This is a genomic window from uncultured Nevskia sp. (assembly GCF_903885465.1).
In the GTDB taxonomy this organism is placed as follows: domain Bacteria; phylum Pseudomonadota; class Gammaproteobacteria; order Nevskiales; family Nevskiaceae; genus Nevskia.
This window is the reverse complement of sequence record NZ_CAISIQ010000387.1, coordinates 1-4,436: the sequence shown is the minus strand read 5'-3', so window position 1 is coordinate 4,436 and position 4,436 is coordinate 1. Positions and strand designations below refer to the sequence as shown.

Here is a 4,436-nt window from a genome sequence, read left to right as displayed (position 1 = left end):
GTGCGCGAGCGCGTGCTCGAACTCGCCGACGATTTCGACGCGCTGGCTAAGGTGCCCAAGCCCGCCAAATCTGCCGCCGCGTCCATCCTGCAGCCCGCCGCGTAAGGCGGACATGTCCCTTCCTCTTTTTCTGACCGGCCTGCTGGTCGCTGTCGTCATGCCGGCTGCGCTCGCCGCATCCGATCCCTACGTGCCGACCGACGACGCCGAGGTGCTCGAACACGTCGCCACCGCGCGGGCCGAAGCTGACAACGTGCGGGCGCTGAACGCCCAACGGCGGGCACTCGCGGCGCGGCCGGACGATCTTCCGGCGGCCGTCGCCTACGCCCGGCGGGCAATCGAACTGGGCCGCGCGACGGCCGATCCGCGCTATCACGGTCAGGCCGAATCGGCGCTGAAACCCTGGTTGACACTAACCGAGCCGCCGCCAGTGGTGCGCCTGCTGCGCGCCACCTTGCGCCAGCAGCGTCATGACTTCAGCGGCGCGCTCAGCGATCTCGATCAGCTGATCACCCGCGACAGCAACAACGCCCAGGCGCGGCTGACCCGGGCGACAATCCTGATGGTGCAAGGCCGCCCGGCCGATGCGTTGGCGGACTGCAATGCCTTGATCGCCGCCCATGGCGATCTGATCGCCGCGGCCACCTGTATTGCCAGCGTGCGCAGCCTCGATGGCCATGCAGCAGCAGCGATCGAAGTGCTATCTGGCGCTATTGCCGAATCGGCCGCCGCGCCAGCCGGCGAGCGACTCTGGGCGTTGACCGCGCTCGCCGAAATCGAGGCCCGGCAAGGCCGTGATGCCGAGGCCGGCAAGCACTTCGAGGCTGCTATTGCCTTGCTGCGCGCTACTAGCGAACACGATCCCTACCTGTTGACCGCCTATGCCGACTATCTGCTCGCGGCTGGCCGCGCCGCCGAAGCGCGCGAGCTGACCAAGGACAGCCGGCAGATCGACAACCTGCTGCTGCGTCTGGCGCTGGCTCAGGCCGCACTTGGCGATCCCTGCCTCACCGACAGCCTGGCGCAACTCGATGCTCGCTTCACCGAAGCGGGGCTGCGCGGCGGATCGGTGCATCTGCGCGAGGAAGCGTTGTATGCGCTCCGGCTGCAGCATGACGCGGCCCGCGCGGTCACGCTCGCCACCCAGAACTGGCAGAGCCAGCGCGAACCGGCCGATGCCCACCTGCTGCTCGAAGCGAGTCTTGCGGCGGCACAACCGGCCGCGGCGCAACCGGCGCTGGCCTGGCTGCAGCAGACCGGCATCGAAGACCCGGCGCTGCACCAGCTCGCCAATCAGCTGCGCGCCTTGCCGGCATCGGGAGCCAGCCGATGAGCCGCCTGATCCGCAGTCTCGTCGGACTGGTCCTGCTGCTCGGCAGCATCGGCAGCGCCGAGGCGCACAAGGCCAGCGACAGTTTCCTGCGGCTGACTGTCGACGGCAGCGCGGTCAGCGGCCGCTGGGACATCGCGCTGCGCGATCTCGATTTCGCGATCGGGCTCGATCGCGATGCCGATGGCGCGATCACCTGGGGCGAAGTACGCAAGGCCGAAGCGGCCATCGATGCCTACGCGCTGAGCCGGCTGAAGCTGAGCAGCGACAACCGAGCCTGCACCCTCGAAGCAACACCCGGCCTGCAGATCGCCGAACACAGCGATGGCCGTTACGCGGTGCTGAGCTTGAAAGCCTCGTGCCCGCAGACGCCGGCCAAGCTCGGCATCGCTTATTCCCTGCTGTTCGACATCGATGCCCAGCATCGCGGCCTGCTCAACCTGTCGCTGGCTGGTCAGACGCAGACCGCAGTGTTCGGGCCGGATCGCGGCACTCAGAGCTTCGAGTCCGGCCGGCCGGCCGATGTCTTCCGCACCTATCTGATCGAAGGCCTGTGGCACGTCTGGACCGGCGCCGATCACATGCTGTTTCTCGCTGGCCTGTTCCTGCCGGCGGTGCTGCGCCGTCGCGCTGGCGGCTGGCAACCGGCCGAGCGCCTGAGCACGGCGCTGCGCGATACCGCCGCGCTGGTCACCGCGTTCACCCTGGCGCATGCCACGACCTTGGCGCTGGCCGCCAGCGGCGCATTCAGTCCGCCGTCACGAGTCGTCGAATCGCTGGTTGCCGCCTCGGTGCTGTTCGCCGGATTGAACAATCTGCTGCCGATGGTCCATCGCCGCCTGTGGCTGCTGGCGGGCTTTTTCGGCCTGATCCATGGCGCGGCGATCGCCGGCGCGCTGCTCGAACTCGGCCTGCCGACCTCTGGCCGGGTCTGGGCGCTGCTGGCGTTCAATCTCGGCGTCGAGTTCGCACAGCTGGGCCTGATCGCCATCGTCGTGCCGCTCTGCTTCGCCGGCCGGAACTCGGCGCTGTTCCGCAACGCGGTGCTGGTGCCGGGCTCGATCCTGGTCGCCCTCGCTGGCCTGGCCTGGCTGCTGCAGCGGGCGCTGGGCCTGCCGATTCCGATGCCGTTCTGAAGCCATCCGGCGACACAAAAAAAGAACCCCGCCAGGGGCGGGGTTCAAGGCTTACAGCGGGGGTTCAGTTAGCCGTGGCTTGATCAGACCAGCAGGCCGTCATACAGCGTCGGCGTCTCGTCGGACGGGTCGATATCCAGCACGTTGATGTCGAACGGCAGCGCGGTTTCGCTGGTCTGGGCGAAAGCGTCGTTGACGACGGCGGCGAGCGCCGGGCCAGTCGGACCATCGGTTGCAGGCGGTGGCGCCGGCGCAGCGCTGCCGCCGCCATCACAGGCGGCCAGCACGGCACTGGCGAGCAGGAGAACCAGCAGGGACTTCTTCATCGTTCGTCTCCTTTTCCGATTCAGCCTGCGGGCGATGGGTTGACGACACCGTTGTCGCCGTTCGGCGAGCCACCGAGTGGCGTCTTCAGGTACGGGAAGGTGACGTCGAACTGCGAAGCGTCCTGCAAGGTGCCATCGGTGTAGACCTGATAGGCGCCATCGGCGGTGCGGTTGGGGTTGGCGGTACCGAGCAGGAAGCCTTCGACCACCGACAGTTCGATGTCGACGACGTCGTCACCCGGACGGCGGCCGTTCGGGAAGCCGGCCGGATCGCAGCCCGGATTGGTCAGCAGCAGTGCGCCAGCCGGGGTGAAGCACAGCGCGGCGCCGACGTTCTGCTGAGCAGTCGCAGGGGTCGCGGCAATCGCCGTGTTCAGACGAAGCATTTCGGAGGCGACCACACCGGTCGGCTGATTGACGTTGGCAACGCCGGTCAGGAACGCAGCGACGATGTCGTTGCGCGGCACCGGCGGCACGTTGGCCGCAGCGCCGAACAGCACGTTGAGCAGCACTGGCAGGGTCGGATTGGTGACGTAGGCAGCGAACTGGCCATCGTTCTTCGGCTCGGAAGCGTTGAACTTGTCCTTGTCATCGATGCCGATCACCACTTCATTGACCAGCGGCGAACCGAGACGCGAAACCTGAGTCCAGGCGCCGCCGGACACTTCCGGTCCGAAGGTGCGCGGGCTCGGGCCGGTCGCGGTGACCGGACCCTGCGGTGCCGGGTTCAGTACCCGGGCCTGACGCAGGCTGGACGTGGTCCAGGCACCGATGATCGGCTGCGCGGAGGACGCCGTCAGGCAGCTGGTCGGCACTTCCAGCGCCAGGGTGGTGACGTTCTTGCCGGCGGTGGCGCTGCCCTTGATGTTCCGCGCACCCAGTGGATTCAGATTGACCAGATCGAACACTTCGCCGAGGTTGACCGCGAAGCCTTCCTTGCGCTGGCCGACGAACATCCGGCCCGGCGTCGCACAGCTCGGAATGTTGACCGTGTAGATGTACTGGTTGGCGTAGGCCGCGTAGTCCGGAATCGACTTGCTGCCGATGTTGTCGACCGGCTTGGTGAACGTGGTACCGCCGCCCGTGGCATTGGTCACCGGCTGCACGTTGGCGCCGCGGCGCGGGCCGCGAACCAGGCTGACCGTGTAGGTCTCGCTGCGGTTCAGGGTCGGCACATTGCCGGTCGGCGGCAGCTGGATCAGCGGAATCGACAGATTGCTGGCGGCGCCGGTCGGCACGGCGAGCTTGTTGAAGGTATTGGTGAAGCGGAACTGGAAGGTCAGGTCTTCCACCGCATCGGCGTTGTTGTCGATGTGGATCTCGTACAGGGCCTGCGGGTTCAGCGCGAAGTAATTCGGGCCACCGTAGGAATCCTGCAGCGGGTTGTAGTTGGCGATCAAGGTGACGAAGCCACTGCGGCCGGCTTCGTAGCTGTTGAACATGTAGAAATCGGTGCCGTCGACGCTGGGGTTCTGCGCAATGAACGGTGCCTCACGGTGGCTGGACGCCTGGGCCGTCAGGCTGGCGGCGGCAGCCGCGAGCGCGAGCGGAATTGCTTTCCTCATGTACATGTTGATCTCCGATGTCCTTATGGATGTGGCGGGCGACGGTCCGGTGCAGTCAACCGTTCTCAAGGCCTTACTC

The 4,436-nt window shown here is 67.0% G+C and carries 4 protein-coding genes; 2 read left to right on the top strand and 2 right to left on the bottom strand.

Annotation, left to right across the window (positions count from 1 at the left end):
- Window positions 1–112 precede the first annotated feature (112 nt).
- Window positions 113–1,333, top strand: coding sequence for a hypothetical protein (locus QZY06_RS15135; protein WP_295685901.1), 1,221 nt, complete (start codon window positions 113–115; stop codon window positions 1,331–1,333).
- A complete protein-coding gene (locus QZY06_RS15130) occupies window positions 1,330–2,466 on the top strand; it encodes a HupE/UreJ family protein (protein ID WP_295685900.1) in 1,137 nt (378 codons plus the stop codon). The genes QZY06_RS15135 and QZY06_RS15130 overlap by 4 nt, the downstream gene beginning before the upstream one ends.
- Before the next feature lie 83 nt (window positions 2,467–2,549).
- On the opposite strand, the gene QZY06_RS15125 is transcribed toward QZY06_RS15130, so the two are convergent.
- The gene (locus QZY06_RS15125) at window positions 2,550–2,792 is read right to left on the bottom strand and encodes a hypothetical protein (protein WP_295685899.1); all 243 of its coding nucleotides are present in this window, start codon (window positions 2,790–2,792) and stop codon (window positions 2,550–2,552) included.
- A 20-nt stretch (window positions 2,793–2,812) separates the two neighbouring features.
- A complete protein-coding gene (locus QZY06_RS15120; RefSeq protein WP_295685898.1) occupies window positions 2,813–4,357 on the bottom strand; it encodes a DUF4331 domain-containing protein in 1,545 nt (514 codons plus the stop codon).
- Between the last annotated feature and the right edge of the window lie 79 nt (window positions 4,358–4,436).